18 protein-coding genes are annotated in these 15033 nt (G+C 54.5%); 14 read left to right on the top strand and 4 right to left on the bottom strand.

What is annotated here, in order from left to right; genetic code table 11:
- Together KR51_RS17835 and KR51_RS00560 are read left to right on the top strand one after the other, a co-directional pair.
- On the top strand, positions 1 to 194 hold a 194-nt coding region (locus KR51_RS17835; protein ID WP_071783171.1), incomplete at its 5' end, for a transposase.
- Positions 195 to 369: 175 nt separating this feature from the next.
- Entirely contained in the window at positions 370 to 852 is a 483-nt protein-coding gene (locus KR51_RS00560; RefSeq protein WP_269634854.1) for an RNA-guided endonuclease InsQ/TnpB family protein, read from the top strand.
- Between the two features lie 76 nt (positions 853 to 928).
- Here KR51_RS00560 and KR51_RS00565 read toward each other — a convergent pair whose 3' ends face one another.
- On the bottom strand, positions 929 to 2326 hold the full coding sequence (locus tag KR51_RS00565; protein WP_022603806.1) for an aldehyde dehydrogenase: 1398 nt from the start codon (positions 2324 to 2326) through the stop codon (positions 929 to 931).
- Positions 2327 to 2747: 421 nt separating this feature from the next.
- Positions 2748 to 4274: a ferredoxin:protochlorophyllide reductase (ATP-dependent) subunit B gene (gene bchB, locus KR51_RS00570; protein WP_022603807.1), complete on the bottom strand. Its 1527-nt coding sequence runs from the start codon at positions 4272 to 4274 to the stop codon at positions 2748 to 2750.
- Positions 4275 to 4735: 461 nt separating this feature from the next.
- Here bchB and KR51_RS00575 point away from each other — a divergent pair, with 461 nt between their 5' ends.
- From KR51_RS00575 to KR51_RS00590, 4 genes are all read left to right on the top strand, one after another.
- On the top strand, positions 4736 to 5860 hold the full coding sequence (locus KR51_RS00575; protein ID WP_022603808.1) for a glycosyltransferase family 4 protein: 1125 nt from the start codon (positions 4736 to 4738) through the stop codon (positions 5858 to 5860).
- Complete coding sequence (locus KR51_RS00580) at positions 5857 to 7137, top strand: competence/damage-inducible protein A (RefSeq protein WP_022603809.1); 1281 nt, start codon at positions 5857 to 5859, stop codon at positions 7135 to 7137. Before KR51_RS00575 ends, KR51_RS00580 begins: the two co-directional genes overlap by 4 nt.
- A gap of 378 nt (positions 7138 to 7515) precedes the next feature.
- Positions 7516 to 7974, top strand: coding sequence for a type II 3-dehydroquinate dehydratase (gene aroQ, locus KR51_RS00585; protein ID WP_022603812.1), 459 nt, complete (start codon positions 7516 to 7518; stop codon positions 7972 to 7974).
- 50 nt (positions 7975 to 8024) lie between these two features.
- Positions 8025 to 8900: an ADP-ribosylglycohydrolase family protein gene (locus tag KR51_RS00590; RefSeq protein WP_198016645.1), complete on the top strand. Its 876-nt coding sequence runs from the start codon at positions 8025 to 8027 to the stop codon at positions 8898 to 8900.
- Positions 8901 to 8992: 92 nt separating this feature from the next.
- Here KR51_RS00590 and KR51_RS00595 read toward each other — a convergent pair whose 3' ends face one another.
- The gene (locus tag KR51_RS00595) at positions 8993 to 9538 is read right to left on the bottom strand and encodes a cofactor assembly of complex C subunit B (RefSeq protein ID WP_022603814.1); all 546 of its coding nucleotides are present in this window, start codon (positions 9536 to 9538) and stop codon (positions 8993 to 8995) included.
- Positions 9539 to 9833: 295 nt separating this feature from the next.
- Here KR51_RS00595 and KR51_RS17105 point away from each other — a divergent pair, with 295 nt between their 5' ends.
- The 8 genes from KR51_RS17105 to KR51_RS17120 all read left to right on the top strand — a co-directional run bounded on the left by KR51_RS17105 (position 9834) and on the right by KR51_RS17120 (position 14306).
- Positions 9834 to 10133, top strand: coding sequence for a hypothetical protein (locus tag KR51_RS17105; RefSeq protein WP_022603815.1), 300 nt, complete (start codon positions 9834 to 9836; stop codon positions 10131 to 10133).
- A 126-nt stretch (positions 10134 to 10259) separates the two neighbouring features.
- Positions 10260 to 10622 (top strand): IS5 family transposase, encoded by a 363-nt coding sequence (locus KR51_RS17110; protein ID WP_022603818.1) that lies wholly within the window; start codon positions 10260 to 10262, stop codon positions 10620 to 10622.
- A 14-nt stretch (positions 10623 to 10636) separates the two neighbouring features.
- Positions 10637 to 11119 carry a transposase gene (locus KR51_RS17115; RefSeq protein WP_071783172.1) on the top strand — a complete coding sequence of 161 codons (483 nt, stop codon included), beginning with the start codon at positions 10637 to 10639 and terminating at the stop codon, positions 11117 to 11119.
- A 110-nt stretch (positions 11120 to 11229) separates the two neighbouring features.
- Positions 11230 to 11850, top strand: coding sequence for a class I SAM-dependent methyltransferase (locus KR51_RS00605; RefSeq protein ID WP_022603820.1), 621 nt, complete (start codon positions 11230 to 11232; stop codon positions 11848 to 11850).
- Positions 11851 to 11931: 81 nt separating this feature from the next.
- A complete protein-coding gene (locus KR51_RS00610) occupies positions 11932 to 12447 on the top strand; it encodes a GNAT family N-acetyltransferase (protein WP_022603821.1) in 516 nt (171 codons plus the stop codon).
- Positions 12448 to 12598: 151 nt separating this feature from the next.
- Positions 12599 to 13021, top strand: coding sequence for a VOC family protein (locus KR51_RS00615; protein ID WP_022603823.1), 423 nt, complete (start codon positions 12599 to 12601; stop codon positions 13019 to 13021).
- Positions 13022 to 13820: 799 nt separating this feature from the next.
- A complete protein-coding gene (locus KR51_RS20845; protein ID WP_269634853.1) occupies positions 13821 to 13952 on the top strand; it encodes a hypothetical protein in 132 nt (43 codons plus the stop codon).
- Positions 13953 to 14306, top strand: a complete 354-nt coding sequence (locus tag KR51_RS17120; RefSeq protein ID WP_051357998.1) for an IS3 family transposase — start codon at positions 13953 to 13955, stop codon at positions 14304 to 14306.
- 60 nt (positions 14307 to 14366) lie between these two features.
- Here the strand turns inward: KR51_RS17120 and KR51_RS00625 are convergent, their stop codons facing one another.
- Entirely contained in the window at positions 14367 to 14936 is a 570-nt protein-coding gene (locus tag KR51_RS00625) for a hypothetical protein (protein ID WP_022603825.1), read from the bottom strand.
- Between the last annotated feature and the right edge of the window lie 97 nt (positions 14937 to 15033).

The raw sequence follows: 15033 nt of genomic DNA on the forward strand, positions 1-15033 counted from the left end.
GAGAGGCAGCGAAGGGAACGCGTCTGGAGCGAGCTCAAGTGACCCGATTGCGCGCAACGCTGATTAAAGTCGCTGGGCGAGTGCGAACGACAGCGCGGCGCGTGCTAATAGACCTATCGTCCCACTGTCCATATGCCGAGGAAATCCGTCAGATAGCGCGGCAGTTATGTGGAGCAAGCGCAACAGCGCAATGAGCGGTGAATCCGCCAAGGGAGACGTATGTCTTCGCGGAGAAAATGAGCTGCAATCGTGCCCGAATTAGGCAGACAAAGGCAGATTGAGGCAGAAATAGACCGACGAGAAGGTTCGACAGCCTGGGTTACCCTTGATGTTCCCCAGGCTCTGCCCATTTTGGCCTACTCATGAATAATCCAGGCTAGGCAGAAAAAGGGGTCAAATCGCTGGCGCAAACAGGTGAATCGCATCGCCAAACTGCATCTAAAGATATCGCGTCAGCGGCGCGACTTCTTTTCTAAGGTGTGGGATTCGCTGTTCTCAAAGTACGATGTTGTTGCTCATGAAAAGCTAAATATCAAAGGACTTGCTCGCACCAGACTGGCGAAGTCAATCGCTGATGCTGCATGGGGTACATTCTTGCAAATGGGCGCTTGGAAGGCTGAAAGAGCTGCCAAGTTAACCATTGCCGAGAATCCACACGGAACCAGCATTGAATGTTCGGGCTGTGGTGAGCGGGTACCAAAGACGCTGGCTGACAGGGTGCATAGCTGCCCTTCCTGCGGACTGGTTCTAAACAGGGACCGCAACGCGGCGATCAATATTCTCAATAGGGCTGTGGGACATCAAGCCCTTAATCTCTCAGGAAATGTCTCAGCAGTAGCTGAGAGTCACTGAGGAAGCCCGCGCTGTATGCGTAGCATTAGCGTCGGGAGGATGTCACCCGGATTGAGCGGCGAGTTGCTGACGCGATTTATCCTAGCAACTTGCGAAATAGCGAGAGTTTCCCTTCATAGGGTGGGTAGCGTAACTCGATCTCGGGCCAGAACCCTTTTCGGACAACGCTGCGGCGATGCGAGAAGGTATCGAAACCGGTACGGCCGTGATAGGCACCGATACCGCTAGCGCCGACGCCTCCGAACGGCAGGGTCGACGAAATGATGTGTACGATCGTGTCGTTGATGCAGACGCCGCCGGACGTCGTTCCTTCCAGCACGCGCGTTTGGACATCGTGGCGGCGTGAGAAAACGTATAAGGCTAGCGGCGCGGGTCGCGCCGCGATCGCCGCGATCGCGGCATCGAGGTCGGTATAGGTCAGAACGGGCAGCAGCGGTCCGAAGATTTCATCTTCCATGATCGGATCGTCCCACGCGACGCCATCGAGGACAGTGGGGGCGATATAGCGCGTGGTCGAGTCGCTTTGTCCGCCGATCGCGATCGCGTCGCGGTCGAGCAGCGCGCTCAGCCGTTGGAAGTGCCCGTCGCTGACGATGCGCGCGTAGTCGGGGCTGGTTGCTGGGTTGTCGCCGTAGAATTTGGCGATCGCGCGCCGCAGGGCAGCCAGCAAGTCGTCTTTAATCGCGCGATCCACCAGCAGGTAGTCGGGGGCAACGCAGGTTTGACCGGCATTGAAGAACTTGCCAAAAGCGATCCGCTGCGCGCCGGTTTCAATGTCTGCGTCGCGATCGACCAGGCACGGACTTTTACCGCCGAGTTCGAGGGTAACCGGCGTCAGATGCTCCGCAGCAGCTGCCATGACGACTTTGCCAACGCGCGAGCCGCCGGTGAATAAGATATGGTCGAAGCGCTCGGCAAGGAGTTGCTGCGCGACGGTTTTATCGCCCTCGACAACGCTGACATACTCCGGTGCGAAGGCTGCCGCTATCAGTTCGGCAAGGACGCGGGACGTGTGGGGCGTCAGTTCTGATGGTTTGACGATCGCGCAATTGCCCGCTGCGATCGCGGCGACGAGGGGCGCGATCGCGAGCTGCAGCGGGTAGTTCCAGGGTGCGATTATCAGCACAACCCCGAGCGGTTCCGAACGGATTTGCCCGCGTGCCGGCCACACAGTCCGCGCCAGCCCGACCTTCTCGGGTCGCACCCACTGCCGCAGGTGCTTGCGAGCATAGTCGATTTCTTGACAGCAGAAAACGATTTCGCTCACAACTGCTTCGAAGGCCGGCTTGCCGAGGTCGGCTGCCAGGGCGTCGCAGATTTGGGATTCGCGGTCGGCGATCGCCTGACGCAAGCTCAAGAGTTGCCCGCGTCGAAACTCTAGCTCGCGAGTCGCGCCGCTGGTGAAGTACGCCCGCTGGCGAGCAATCAGCGCGGCCGGGTCGAGCGCACGAACTGCGTTTTTTGGAATTTGCACAGAGAAAATCCAGTTTGCACGACCGTTATGAGCAAAAGGGAACTAAAGCACGCCTCCGACTCGCCGCGTTAGTCGGCGAGAAGTTCCTCCAAGATTAATGGATTCAGTACCGATCGAAAATCCCCTTTTAGATCTTGTGAAGTGGATAAGCACCGTTTAGTAAAGCCAACAAGTGACTCTACCAGCAGCGAGCCGAAGCTCGTGCACCCTTCAAGCGCTTCCGAAGAATTGCCAGACAGAAAAGACCGCCAACTGCGGTAGTAATAAAACGGTAATGGTGCGTTGTCCGGGGCGCTCTCGTTTTTAAAGTGCTCGATTTCCCCTGATGGTTGGCTGGAGTCAGAGGGACGATTTCTCTGCAGTCAAACGATCGCAAGTTCTGCTCGCGATCGCCTGGCTGCAGGGCTAGAGGCAGGATCGCCTAGGCCCCAACGGCTTCTTTCGCAGCGTACATCAGCTCAATAGTAATACTGCTGAGTTGGCGCTCGCGGGCGAACTTTTCGGTGTTGCGCTTCACCTTACCGCGCACGAAACCAGGGACTTTGTTCAATTCGGCCAAGGCGTCCTTGGTCCAGTTGAGGTCGGAGTCTGCCGAGATGCTCTTGTGGATAACTTCCTTGGTGTCGTGACCGCCGAAGATTTCCAGCAAGTGATCTTCCATCCCGAGGGTGAACGAGTTGTAAACCAAGTCAGAGATTTGGTTCGTTCCTTCGTAGCCCACGAAAGGTTTGTAGCCGATGGGAAAGTTCTGAACGTGAATGGGGGCTGCAATTACGCCGCAGGGAATGTTCAGGCGCTTACCGATATGCCGTTCCATCTGGGTGCCGAAGATAGCTGCCGGCTCGGCCCGCGCGATCGCGTCCGCGACCGCACCATTATCGTCGCTGATGAGAACTTCATCGCAAAACTCGCCGACCTGGGTGCGGAACCAGTCGGCATCGTATTTGCAATACGTACCGGCGATCGCGACGCGAATACCCATCTCGCGTGCCAGGATTTTCGTCATTGCGATCGCGTGCGTGTTGTCCCCGAACACGACCGCTTTCTTCCCAGTGAGATTCTGACAATCGATCGAGCGCGAGAACCAAGCTGCTTGGGACACGTAGCGAGTTTGGTTATCAATATAGTCCTCGTAATCGACGGCAGCACCGCTCGCGTTTAGCACCTGCTGGATGGCACGAATGCAGCGTGCGGTTTCGACTACGCCCATCGGCGTCACGTCTACAAACGGCATGCCAAATTCTGCTTCCAGGTAGCGAGCAGTCATCAATCCCACTTCGCGGTACGGCACGAGATTGAACCAAGCTCTCGGCAGATCCTTGAGATGGTGCACCGATGCTTTTTCGGGAATCACCTGGTTGACCTCTATGCCGAGGTCTGCCATCAAGCGTTTGAGTTCGGTGCAGTCGTGTTGGTTGTGGAACCCGAGGCTAGTGATGCCGATAATGTTGACTGAAGGACGCTCGGTTTTGCCCGTGGGGAGCGTCCCGCCCTTGCGTGCCTTGTCGATATAGAACTCGACGATTTGGTTTAGCGTGCGATCTGCCGCTTGCAGTTCGTTGACGCGATAGTGGTTCACGTCGGCCAGCATTACATCGCAGCGGGCGGTCAGCTGGGCGCGCTCCACGAAGTTTTCCAAATCTTCCTGCAGGATGCTGGAGGTACACGTTGGTGTCAGCACCGTTAGGTCTGGTGATACCTCAGCATCTTTGCGGGTAATGTTATCGACAACTTTCTCCTGAGAGCCGCGGGCGAGCACCGTGCGGTCTACCGAACTCGTCGTCACCGGGGTGAAGTTGCGTTCGCGCTCCAGCATCGAGCGCATGACATTAAAGTAATCGTCGCCGATGGGCGCGTGCATGATTGCGTGGACGTTCTTAAACGAACTCGCAATCCGTAGCGTGCCGATGTGCGCCGGTCCCGCGTACATCCAGTAAGCAAGCTTCATAAAATCGTTCGCCTCCAACAGGCGTCTGCGGTGTTCGCATTTTCGCTAGCTTGCATTGTCTCAAACGCGGCTAGCAGCCTCGCGCCAGGCAATTGCACCTAGTCGATATCGCAGTAATAGCCAAAACCTCGGAGCTTCTGGGCGATCGCGCCCTCACTTTAAGGAAATGCAGACGTCCGACAGCGACACGATTCTTAATTTGCCGGAACAGTTCGTTGCGAGTTTCTTGACAACAATCGCGATGGATCGCCGCGCGGGAGATCGACTGCATCGACTGCATTGAAAACTCCCAGTGGAGAATCCTTTGGAAAATAAACTCGCCCGCCGCGATCGGGTTCTATTGAAGTCTTGCAACCTCATCTTCAGCGATCGCTTCTAGATGTTCTGGCCGCAGTCTTTGAGGCTATGCGAAATCAGGAGTCGTCGTGTAAGCTCGGAGTATCTTCTCCATAAGTGCTCGGATGCCTTCAGTACCGCCCGCGCAGCTGTACCATCTGATCGCCTTTCTCATCTCGACGTCTGTAGTGCTGTGGAGTACGCCTGCAGTCAAGGCGATCGGTCTTAAGAGCGGACACGTCGATCGTCCCGGCAGACGGAAGGTCCACCGCGAGCCGATCGTGCGCATTGGCGGAGTTTCGATCTTTATTGGCGTTCTAGTAGCACTGCTGACGGTATGGCGGTTAGGTGGCTTCGGCACGCTACCGACCGACAAAGAGTGGGAAATTTGGGGCATTACCGTCGGCGGGTTTGTTTTCTTCGCGATCGGGCTCTGCGACGATCTCTTCAACCTTTCCGCCGGAGTCCGCTTGGTCTTGCAGGGGGTCGCTGCCAGTTTGGTCTGGATGACCGGCGTTCAGATCGAGTTTTTGTCCGTCCCCTTCATCGACCTCTTTCATCTTGGTTGGTTGAGCTTGCCTGTCACGGTCATCTGGTTGGTGGGGATGGTCAACGCCATCAACTGGTTCGACGGACTTGATGGCTTGGCTGCGGGTGTTTCCGGAATTGCTGCCGTCGTCATGTTGATCGTGACGCTGGCGATGGACCAACCCGCTGCTGCTTTGGTTGCCGCTGCCCTGGCTGGCGGCGCACTGGGTTTTCTGCGGTATAACTTCAATCCCGCTGAAATATTCATGGGCGACAGCGGTGCGTATTATCTCGGTTTCATGCTGGCCGGCATCGGCGTTGTCGGACTGGTCAAAACGGCTGCGGTTACGGCTGTACTGCTGCCGTTTTTAATCCTGGCTGTTCCGATCGCCGATATGTCCGTCGTCATCATTTCGCGGTTATGGGGGGGGAAGTCGCCATTTACCGCCGACCAGCGACACCTGCACCACCGCTTGCTTAAAGCTGGAATTCCGCAGCGGTTAACGGTGCTCTTTATGTATGCCCTGACCCTCTGGGTCGGCAGCCTGGCATTGGGATTCTCCGGTATTCCCAGCGGTTGGGCCTACGCGATCGCTGCGACACTGCTGCTGGTATATGTCGGTTGGCAAGTATTGCGACGGCGCCAGCATCGCCTCGGGCGGGAGAGGCGTTCCCGATCGGCAGGCGATAATGTGAGGGAACATCACGACCGAGAGTTATGAGCGCAGAGGTTATTTGCATCGGCACCGAGCTGCTACTCGGCGATATCGTCAACACCAACGCGCAGTTCTTTGGTCAGCAACTCGCGAGTCTCGGCGTCCCGCACTATTACCAAAGTGTTGTCGGCGACAATCCAGAGCGCATCAAACGCGCCCTACAAATTGCCTGCGATCGCGCCGAGATTTTGCTGTTTGCAGGCGGGCTCGGTCCGACACCTGACGATCTGACAACGGCTACCCTCGCCGACTTTTTTGACTCCCCGCTGCGCGAGCGTCCGGAAGTATTAGCCGAGATCGAAGCAAAATTCGCGCGGCGCGGGCGGACGATGTCGCCCAGCAACCGCAAACAAGCTCTCTTCCCCGACGGAGCTGAGGTACTGCCCAATCCTACTGGCAGCGCTCCGGGCATCATTTGGCAACCGCGGCCGGGGCTATCAGTACTGACTTTTCCCGGCGTGCCAGGGGAGATGCAGTGCATGTGGTACGAAAGTGCAGTGCCTTACCTAAAGAGCCTGGGCTATGGACGGGAAATCGTGCACAGTCGCATGCTGCGATTCTGGGGAATCGGCGAATCCACTCTTGCCGAAAAAGTCAGGGCTTTCCTCGACCTACCCAACCCGACTGTGGCTCCCTATGCGTCGCGCGGCGAGGTTCGCTTGCGAATTTCAGCCCGTGCGCCTTCCGAAGCAGCTGCTCGTGAAGCGATTGCGCCGATCGAGTCCCAACTGCGCGCGATCGCCGGGCCCGATTGTTTTGGTGTGGATGACGACACCCTGGCATCGGCCGTTGGCAGGCATCTGTGCGCTCTGGACGCAACCGTGGCCGTAGCCGAGTCCTGCACGGGCGGCGGACTCGGGCATGCTCTGACATCAGTACCTGGGAGTTCTGCGTACTTTCGCGGCGGCATTATTGCCTACCAGAACGCGATTAAGACTGAGTTGCTCGGGGTCGCTCCCGAACTGCTTGCTCGACAGGGAGCGGTCAGTGCTGATGTTGCTGAAGCCATGGCTGCTGGGGTTCGCACGCAGCTCGGTTCAGACTGGGCAGTCGGCATAACTGGCATCGCCGGACCGGATGGCGGCACAGACACCAAACCTATAGGGCTGGTATATGTGGGTCTTGCCGACCCAAATGGAAGAACGACCAGCTACGAGCTGCATTTGGGTAGCTGGCGCGAGCGCGATGCTATTCGTCATAGCAGCGTTTGCAATGCCCTCGACCGACTGCGCCGTCAGCTGCTTGCCTGCTGCTACCCCGATGGGTCTGTTCCACCCTTATAAAGCTGTTCCCTGCGAGAGAGTGGCAAGCGAGCGGCCGTGCTAGAATTTACATAACTTCACAAAAAAAGCAACGGCAAGCATGCTGCAGATCGTTCGACCTTCGGTCTACTGAGAGACAAGCGGATCGTCCATCAGAAGTGGCAGGTCGATGTTGGGTAAGTTAGGCTTGTAATTGCGATTTAGAAAACATCTGTCGTAAACAAGGAGCCAGCGACGGCATGGACTACTTGGATAAGGTTCTGGAAAGATTACGAGAATGGACTCGTCGTTTGATCGAGGTTCTGCTCGGTCCGGACGCTGAGCAGGAACCGGAATTGATTCCTATCCCGGTCGACGAGTCGCAGTTGCGCCCTCGCTAGATTCTGTTTCGATACTGATTTGGACCAGCTCAGCGTACTGATAATTCACGGACCGAACCTAAATCTGTTAGGTCGGAGAGAGCCGGAAATATACGGTTCCACAACCCTAGACGAGATCGATGCCTGCCTGAAAGAACGAGGTCGGCTCGCTGGATCTAGGGTTGTTTGCATGCAGTCCAATCACGAAGGGCTGATAGTGGATGTTATTCAAGCCGCTGTAGGCGAGCACGATGGATTGGCGATCAATCCCGGAGCTTACACGCATACGAGTGTGGCAATTCGCGATGCAATTTCAGCCTGCGCTATACCGACCGTGGAAATTCACATGAGCAACATACACGGCCGGGAGTCATTTCGCCAGCATTCTTACATTGCGCCGGTAGCTATCGGGCAAATCAGCGGTTTTGGAGCGCGCAGCTATCTGCTCGGTCTTGATGCCTTGCTCGCACACTTGCGCCAATCGGCTCTAACCGACTGATCGCTAACACGTCGCGAGGACGGCGAATGTGCGGGCAGCGCGGAAGTCCGGTGCCATTACTAACTCGCTTTCAAGGATGTTTGGTGGGGGCACTGCTTGGAGAGCTGATTAGCGGCAATGCCGTGCCATCTCCCTGGTGGCAAGTTGCCATGCTGGGGGCAAGTTGTGCGATCGATACAGCGACATTTGCGTCAGCCGACTGGGAGGCGCGCTGCGATCGCGCCTCGCATCTAACCCGCATTGGAACGGCCGCTAGCAGTGAAGCCGCGATCGCGGTACTGCCAGTTGCACTGTACTACCACGAATTACCCGAGAGGTTGCGACGCGAGATTTTGCTGGCTGCATTTCTGTGGCTTGGAGCGAAAGAAACACCTGCAGCTGCACTAACATTTGCAACTGCAATTGCTACTGCACTCCAGCAGAGGTCGCCAGCTGAGAATTTCGACCGACTGGTCGGTCCTGCCGATTCGAACGAGCTGACCGTGCCACTAGAAATAGCGCGAGCGAGCCGTGCAAACGGCGTCGGTTTGGCCGAGTATGCGGAGCAGATCGTCGAGGCTCGAGTACCTATGGGCGATCGCGCTCTGGCAATCGCCTTGTATGCTCGCGCACTGCCGGGGCAACCAAGCTTGCAGGTTGCTCGGGCCGTCAAGGTTGCGGGTGGAGCCAACGTCTCGCCATCAGTGGTCGGTGCCTTAGTCGGAGCGATTGCAGGAGCTGAGAGTGGGAATAGTTTCCCCCTGCGTTGGCAGGTTGCCCTACAAGAGCGGGTTGCTATTGCCAGCGTGTACCGTCAGGCCGCGAGGTTATTTGCCAGCTGGGCAGGTGTTGGCTCTCCAAACGGGTCCGCAGAACTGGAACTCGACGCGATCGCAGCTGCCGGTCGCATCCAGGCTCGGGCGTCCCTGATTTCGATTTCGCATTAGCACGCTAGCTGAACTAACTCCCACTGCTTCTCTAGCTTGACTAAACTGTCCGTCAGTGCACCCGCTCGGCTTACCCAACATCACTGCAACGGTTAAGAATCGGTTCCTGTCAGCGGGAGGGACTTCCTTAGCTGAATAATTTCATCGCGGTGGGCGGTAATCTCAATCGCGAGGCGATCGGGTGCAGCTGATGCATCCAGGTCGAGAACGACTTCTTCAACGCGACCTGCGCGTTGCCAATAGAAGGTACCGGCAAGAGGCGCGAGAAGGGTCATACCGACGAAAAGATCGCGAACTTCAGGCCGAGTGAAAGACAACACAAGTGCTAAGCAAATGCAGCCGCATGCAGCCAGAAGAGTAAGGAAGATTGCAAGAAACCAACTGGGACGAACGTAACCCTCGAGGACGATACGCTCCCGCCCCGGCGCGATCGATTTCACGCGATACGAGCGATTGATGAAATACGTCTGTATCTGCAAGAGCAATTCAGTTTCTGGCAACTCGCTAGTAAGCCTCACTCGAGTAGTCCGGTCTTTCACTGATGCGCGAATAAAGAAGAACAGACCAACTGCCAGCAACAAGGTGAGGAAAGGAGTTGAGGTGGCAAGAAGCGCATTTCCAAATTCCAGAGCGCGCATACAAGTTAATACAGTTAAAGGTCACTACACTCATTTTGCCACTCTCCTTACATTCTTGAAGTCGAATGGTCTCCGTAGTATTGGATGTGACTGAGAGAAGTGAGGGTTAGGTTACGATATCCTATCAGGTCTAGAGGTTTAGGTTCATTTATTTAAGTGGTGCACGACGATAAAGTCGCCAAAGAGGAAAACTGCGACATGCCCAGAAGGAAGAAGGATCTCACGAAATCCGACCGCCTGCGCGGCGAGTTTCTGGAAAGGCTGACTACCATATCTCTGATAGCCGTCGTCAGTCGTGCATGATAGCGAAGAGGAAGAACCCTATGCAACGCTCAAGCGAATCTTGGGGTTGATCTATCTCTCGACAGCCTCCATAAACAGGGTCTATAGCGACCTACTAATGAGCGCCCCGAAAATAGACAACATCTCCGAAGAAAGAGCGTTGAGAGAGGTTGGTTTGATGGGACAAAAAAGCCTTTGGGATTGGGAGCAACCCCAAGCCAAGCTGGAAACAGAAGCACATGCTCGTGCAGCTCAACAAGCTCATTTCCTGGGACAGCTTCCGCACAACCCCGAACCAAAACTACGAGAATGAATGCAGGAGCAACCCCGGATACCATCCGTGGACAAGGTGCTGATGTTCGAGCTATTGATTCTGCAGCAGTTGTACAACATAAGCGAAGATGAACACGAACATTAAGTGACCGACCGATTCTAGTTCATGAGCTTCACGGGTCTGGGAATTGAGGACGCAGTCCCTGATGCCAACACAGTGTGGCTGTTGCGAGCGCGGCTGAAAGTGCGGGAGCTGACTGCGGAATTGTTCGTGCAGTTTGGTGAGTATCTCAGACAAGTCGGATATCAGGGGCGAGGGGGTCAGATGGTGGATGCGAAGCTGGTGCCGGTGCCAAAGCAGCACAACCGTTCCTTAGAGAACCAAGCAACCAAGCGGGGAGAGACACCGGAGCAGCAGCAGCCCAAGAAGCTGATGCAGAAAGACTGCGAGGCAAGATGGATAAGAAGCACGGCCAGAGTTACTACTGCTACAAGAACCCCGTGGGAGAAGACCGAGAATACAAGTTGATTCACACCTAGAAGGTGACTAATGCGAGCGTGCACGATTCACAAGTGTTGGGAGGATTAGTAGAGGGAAGGAACGAGGCAGACGAGCTGAGGGGAGACAGCGCGTATTGCAGTGATAAGCGGGAATGTGTATTGGCAGCGATGGGCATGAAGAGCCAGATTCAAGAGAACGGTAAGCGAAATAGCCAGCTAACGGAGGAGCAGAACGCGACGGATCGAGAGAAGTCAAAAGTGAGAGCGCGTGTGGAGCATGTTTTTGGAGGGATGGTGAATGAGATGAGAGGGAAATTGTTGAGAGCGATCGAGCAGACAAGAACAGCAGAGTGGATTGGACTGAAGAACCTGGGATACAACATGAAAAGCTATGAATACTTAGTGAATCGATTGTTGGAAGTAAGGACAGGAGAAAAAAAAGAGGTAAGCTGGAGAGGAAGTTCGTGCTGCTCTTATGCAAATCGAAAGACTGGTTTGTTGAGCCAGAGTTTCGGGGCAAAGTAGCACCTGAGTAATATTGATAGCGGTTGCCAAAAGCTTGGCTACTACTGTAGCCAGCCAAAACACAAAGCGACGTTTCTGGATAGATTAGCTTATGTTCCTTGGGAGGACTCATGGAGAATACTATGTATGACAAAAATTTCTGGAATGACCGGTATAAGTCCACGAAATATCTTTACGGCACCGAGGCGAATGCTTTCCTGGTGGAAAATGCACATCTACTTCATGGTCCTGTGCTATCCCTATCTGAGGGTGAAGGACGAAATGCTGTTTTTATTGCAGAGCGAGGTTTAAATGTGTTGGGCGTAGATTACTCATCGGTTGCCCTCGAAAAAGCTCAGGCCCTTGCAAAGTTACGTAGGGTAGTTGTTGAGACCCAGGTGGTCGATCTCGCAGAGTATCAGCCCAAACGAGGCCACTATGGATCGGTTTTATCTATTTCTGCTCATTTGCCCAGTTCAATCCGTGAAAAGCTTTACCCACTCATTGAAACAGCTCTAAAACCAAATGGCATCGTTCTTCTTGAGTCCTACTCTGAAAGTCAGTTGGCAAAAAACACCGGCGGCCCTAAAGATATAGACATGCTCATGAGCGTTGACAAACTGCGAAACGAATTTCCCAGACTCAAACCAATTCTACTGAGAGAAATTGAACGTGAGGTTCGCGAGGGTGAGGGCCATACAGGTTTTGCGTCTGTCGTTCAATACATTGCTAGAAATGAGGAGGAGCAATAGGTTCAAGTCGATCGGCACACCTCCGCTTTGCGCCGGTGCGCCGCCGGTTTATCCTGGGCGTTATGTGGCTGAGGTGTGCCAATGCTGATTCGCAACGCCGATGATTGTGACGCCGCTGCTATCGCGAGCATTCATATAGCTGCTTGGCGCAAGGCCTACTCGGGCATTGTCCCCAATCACATCCTTGACGCCTTGGATGTTTCACAGCGTACACAGCAATGGGCCGCCAACATTGCCGCTGCCTCTCTCCGCACGATGGTTGCAGACACGGAAGGCCACATTGTAGGCTTCGCATCTTTCGCTGGTACCCGCGATGAAGACGACGATCCCTTAGCGATTGCCGAGATCCAGGCAATTTATGTCGATCCCGATAAATGGGGCAAAGGAATAGGGCAAAGACTATGCACCTCAGTCATCGCGGAACTTTGCACTCAATCATATAGCTCTGCAACGCTTTGGGTACTGAAAGACAATCAACGTGCTTGTCGCTTCTACAAGCTTGCAGGTTTTCGAATGGATGGCAAAACAAAAACTAGAACGATTGGGGTGCCTCTTCAGATCGTCAGATATCGCAAAAATCTCGAATATGCCATGTAACAAACTCATGCAACGTAGCGGCCGATCTGCTCGGCCTTGCAGGGAGAGTCACTTGGCCGCGGGGTTGATGCAGAATATTGTCTACCCATCTTGGAGCTGCCTTACGCAAGTGCTTTGTCCGACTTGATTCTTTCTTTGGAGACCTGTTTCGATGCTAGTCCTACCTTCACTTAGCTTTTACGGGCGAACTGAGGAGGCACTCGAGTTTTACCGTGATGCACTTGGCGCTGAAACGACGTTCCTGATGAGATTTGCGGATAGCCCACTTGCAAAAGAAACGGAGGCGTCGGATCGACAGCTGATTTTTCACGCTACGTTCCGCATTAATGAGACAAAGTTCATGGCTACGGATGTGGGTTACGACGATCCAGACACAGATGTTTCGGGGTCGCGTGTTTCCTTTGTTTTGCGTTTGGACTCAGTGCAGCGAGCAACCGAGATGTTCGAAGCTTTAGCAGATGATGGGCACATTGTTTTGCCACTAGCCTCATCGGGCTTCACATCCCTTTATGGCGTGGTAACCGATCGCTTTGGATTGTCGTGGAAAATCAACGTAGATAAGGAAGGCAGGTAACCCACGCATGGACCGGAGTCGCGAAACCGGACGTTTTGCACTAGCGCATCGACTGTCGCGACCCGGTTCTGGAAAACCTTGGATATGCTTTTTCCATGAGTGACGCGCTCAGAATCACAGCGAGAGAGAGCGCCCACAGAAGTTTGAATTAAGGCGATCCTCTTGGGTGATTGGAGGAACTTTACTCTCGCTCTGGCGAAGACACCTCAATTATCCCACGGGTCGACTTGGCCCCGACTCCGAATCTAGTTGCTTGGTTGAATTAGAGGAGCTTCGGTATTACTGACATGGCCATCAAAATTGGTAGGGCCTTGGAGTTGATGCTTAAGAGCTGGCGCGGCGCGGTTTCACAACTTCTGCTTTCGACATTTCGAAGTCGGCAGTAATGCGAAGTAAAAAAGCGTTACCCCAACTCACCTGTGGAGTATGTCGTGGCAGACTTGTTCGCTGCTCCTTTTGAGTTGCAAGGCAGGTTCGATTTTTGTGCACGAGTTGTACACGCTTCAGGTGCTACCTTCAAACCTTCGCCCCGATGCAATCGAGCGAATTGCTTCCTTTGTCGCTCCTGGAGGAACGCTGCTTGTCATTGCCCGAGGACGTTAGGAGAATGAATCTGAAGGCAATATGGCCTGGCCTCTAACCAAAAAGCAGTTGTCGCTGTTGCTGACTCAAGATTTTCGTGAGCTGTCATTTGAGGACAATGCGGACAATAAAGATCCTCCTACACAACTAATAGTAACCCCCAGCAGCCGGTGGCAGCCAACGGACTCGGGCACGACTTCAGTGCCAAAGTGGTTCATTGCAAAGCAAATCGGCGGCTGACATCAGCTACGTGGGGACGCGCAGCGGCTGGATTTACCTGGCGGTTGTGCTGGACCTATACTCGCGCCGCGTGGTGGGTTGGGCGATGTCAACGTGCAATGACAGCTAGATGGCAGTAGATGCCCTGAAGATGGCGCTGACTCAGCGCGGTCGGCCCGAACAGCTAGTGCATCAGTGCGATCGCGGCAGCCAGTATGCGTCGAAGGAATACCAGCGCTGGTTAGGAGCGTACGGCATCGAGTGCTCGATGAGCCGTTGGGGCAATTGCTGGGACAACGCGATGGTGAAGAGCTTCTTTGCGACGCTGAAAACAGAGTTCCTGTATCAGACCGACGATCTCAACACGGAGGAAGCAAAGTCCGAAATCTTCGAATCCATCGAGGTCTTCTACAATCGGCAACGGCACTCGACCCTAGGCTACGAAACGCCAGCGGACTTGGCGCAAGCCGCACAAGCGACTTAACTGACCTGTCCACTAAACCCGGGCAAGACCACCTTCGACTGATAGTCTGCACAGTCTTACTTAACCATCATCAGTGAGTGGATGATAGGGGAACGCCGAATGATGAACGTTAATCAAGAGCTTGCCATCCGCGCCACGGACATAGCCGAAGGTAAATTCCACTTTGGCCTCTTTGCCAGTGTTGGTATCAGTGAAGAAGTAATTCCCCATGGCTACAGCGGAGTCGGTGTCGATGAGAATGCCTGCATTCTCAAACCGGACAGCTGACCATGGCTGGAGGGCAAATCCACGATCCTCAGGAACCTTACCTGTCACAAAATACGAGATTGCCTCAGGCTCGGAAAGGCGGAATTGCTGCGTGGCGGCCTTAGTTGGCTTGAAAAGCACCACACCTTCATCATAGGCGTAGAGGGTGTCCACGTGGGTAGCGGCCAGAGCCTTGTAGTCTTCTTCGTTGGTGAAGGCGTTGCCGATGGCAACAATGCCATCGCCCCAAATCTTTTGAGCTTCGTGCACTTCAGCTTCTGTAATAGGCTTGGGCTGGGGAGGGGTTGTTGACTCTCCAGCATAAGTCACACTTCCCACAAGCAAAAACAGCAAACTGGTTATAGCAAGGATAAATTTCTTCATGGTAGGCACCTTCAAACATGAGGTTTTTGTTGGTGGGACAATAGATTCGCATCAATGAACACAGAAACTATTTTTTCATCTTTATAGGTCTCTCCAC

The organism is Rubidibacter lacunae KORDI 51-2, from assembly GCF_000473895.1.
GTDB classification, from domain to species: Bacteria; Cyanobacteriota; Cyanobacteriia; order Cyanobacteriales; family Rubidibacteraceae; genus Rubidibacter; species Rubidibacter lacunae.

Excerpts from the sequence above, each read along its gene's own strand:
- bchB (WP_022603807.1), bottom strand. The coding sequence starts at position 4,274 with ATGAAGCTTGCTTACTGGATGTACGCGGGACCGGCGCACATCGGCACG.
- KR51_RS00575 (WP_022603808.1), top strand. The coding sequence starts at position 4,736 with ATGCCTTCAGTACCGCCCGCGCAGCTGTACCATCTGATCGCCTTTCTC.
- KR51_RS00580 (WP_022603809.1), top strand. The coding sequence starts at position 5,857 with ATGAGCGCAGAGGTTATTTGCATCGGCACCGAGCTGCTACTCGGCGAT.
- KR51_RS00595 (WP_022603814.1), bottom strand. The coding sequence starts at position 9,538 with ATGCGCGCTCTGGAATTTGGAAATGCGCTTCTTGCCACCTCAACTCCT.
- KR51_RS17110 (WP_022603818.1), top strand. The coding sequence starts at position 10,260 with ATGAGCTTCACGGGTCTGGGAATTGAGGACGCAGTCCCTGATGCCAAC.
- KR51_RS00605 (WP_022603820.1), top strand. The coding sequence starts at position 11,230 with ATGGAGAATACTATGTATGACAAAAATTTCTGGAATGACCGGTATAAG.
- KR51_RS00610 (WP_022603821.1), top strand. The coding sequence starts at position 11,932 with ATGCTGATTCGCAACGCCGATGATTGTGACGCCGCTGCTATCGCGAGC.
- KR51_RS00615 (WP_022603823.1), top strand. The coding sequence starts at position 12,599 with ATGCTAGTCCTACCTTCACTTAGCTTTTACGGGCGAACTGAGGAGGCA.
- KR51_RS17120 (WP_051357998.1), top strand. The coding sequence starts at position 13,953 with ATGGCAGTAGATGCCCTGAAGATGGCGCTGACTCAGCGCGGTCGGCCC.
- KR51_RS00625 (WP_022603825.1), bottom strand. The coding sequence starts at position 14,936 with ATGAAGAAATTTATCCTTGCTATAACCAGTTTGCTGTTTTTGCTTGTG.